Below are 1,923 nucleotides of genomic sequence, written 5' to 3'. Positions count from 1 at the left end.
TGCTGTGCATGGCGCAGCGCTTCCTCGTCGAGCGCTGGCGGGGCAGCGACCTCGGTGGACAGGTCGTCTCGGGCCTGCTGTTCGGAACCGCGGCCGGCCTCGGCATGATGCTGGCGATCACCCTGGCGCCCGGACTGATCTTCGATTCGCGGACCGTGGTGCTGTCCGTGGCGAGCGCCCTCGGCGGCCCCGTCGTCGGGGTGACGGCGGGCCTGGTGACGGCGGCGACCCGGCTCTGGATCGGCGGCGTCGGGGCCCTGGTCGGGACCCTCAGTGTCGTGCTCGCCGTTCTCATCGGCGTCGCCTTCCACCGCGTCTACCGCGGCCGCCCCACGGCACCCGGCGTCGGCCCGTTCGTTGTGCTGGGGCTGATCACCCAGGCCATGTCGCTGGCGATATTCGCCCTGTTGCCAGTTGATTACGAGGAACAGATCCTGGGCCGTCTGGCCCTGCCCTATTTCGGAACCCTCATCCCGGCGACGGTGGCGCTGGCGCTCGGGCTGCAGCAGGTCGAGGCATTCGCCCGCTTCGACCGCATCCTCGAGGCGAGCGAGGACCGCTTCCGCGGACTGGTGGACACCGCCGCCGTCGCCATCTTCGAGGAGGATCTCTCCGACGTGATGCGCCGGCTCGAGGAACTGCGCGCCGCCGGCGTGACCGATATCCGCGCCCACGCGGCCGCCCATCCCGCCCTGCTCGACGAGCTGCTGGCGGCGATCCGCGTCGTCCGAGTCAACCCCGCCGGCCGCAGGGTGTTCGGCGCGGCCTCCGAAGCCGACCTGCTCTCCGGCATCGACCGCACCTTCACGCCCGCGGCCCGGACCGTCCTCGTCGACCTGTTGGCGGCGCTCTGGGAGCGGCAGACGACCTTCACCGCCGAGGTCCCGTTGCAGACGCTGGACGGGCGAGCCGTCACCACCATCCTCTCCCTACCCCTGCCGGCGGACGACGAAGCGGCCCGCCGTGTGCCGGTCTCGTTCGTCGACGTGTCCGAGCACAAGGCGATGTCGAGCCGCCTCGCAGAGGAACGGCAGCGGCTTTCCGAGATCATCTGGGGCACCAATGCCGGCACCTGGGAGTGGAACGTCCAGACCGGCGCGGTGGTCTTCAACGAGCGCTGGGCCGAGATCGTCGGCTACACCCTGGCGGAACTGGAGCCGATCTCGATCGCGACCTGGGAGCGGCTGGCCCATGCCGACGACCTCGCCCGGTCGGAAGCGCAGCTTCAGGAGGTGTTTGCGGGCACCCGGGAATACTACGAGATCGAGGTGCGGATGCACCACAAGTCCGGGTCGATCGTCTGGGTGCTCGACCGCGGCAAGGTCACCGAGCGCGATGCCGAGGGTCGTCCCCTCCGCATGTCGGGCACCCACACCGACATCACCGACCGCAAGACGGCCGAGGAGGCGGCGGCGCGGATCGCCGCGGTTCGCGAACTCATCGTCCGCTGCGACGGCGTGATCCTACGCGAGACCGAGGAGCAGGCGATGCTCGCCCGCCTCGTGGAACTCCTGGTCGAAAGCCGGGGTTACGCCGTCGCCTGGATCGGGGTGCCCCAGAAGGATGACGAGCGCACGGTCAAGCCCCTGGTGTGGGCGGGTAGCGCGGTGCGTTACATCGACCGGCTGACGGTCCATTGGTCGGACGACGCGGCGGGCCAGGGCCCGACCGGACGGGCGATCCGCACCGGCGCCCCGCAGACCAGCAACGACATTGCCCGCGATCCGACCATGGGCTTCTGGACCACCCTCGCCGAAGAGGTCGGCCTGCGCTCCTGCATGGCGATCCCGGTGCCCGACAGGTCCGGCGTCGCCGCCGTGCTCGTCGTCTATTCCGACCGCACCGGCCGGTTCGGCGAGGAGGAGGCGAACCTGCTGGTCGAGTTCGCGGCCAACCTCGGCCTCGCCATCCAGACGCGGCGCG

The 1,923-nt window shown here is 70.6% G+C and carries 1 protein-coding gene; it reads left to right on the top strand.

Annotation, left to right across the window (positions count from 1 at the left end):
• Positions 1-1,923 (top strand): PAS domain-containing protein (locus ACE3Q3_RS24205; protein WP_374450400.1); only part of this gene is annotated, 1,923 nt, incomplete at both ends.

The organism is Allostella sp., assembly GCF_041913585.1.
GTDB lineage: Bacteria > Pseudomonadota > Alphaproteobacteria > ATCC43930 > Allostellaceae > Allostella.
This window is presented reverse-complemented; position numbering and strand designations above follow the sequence as displayed.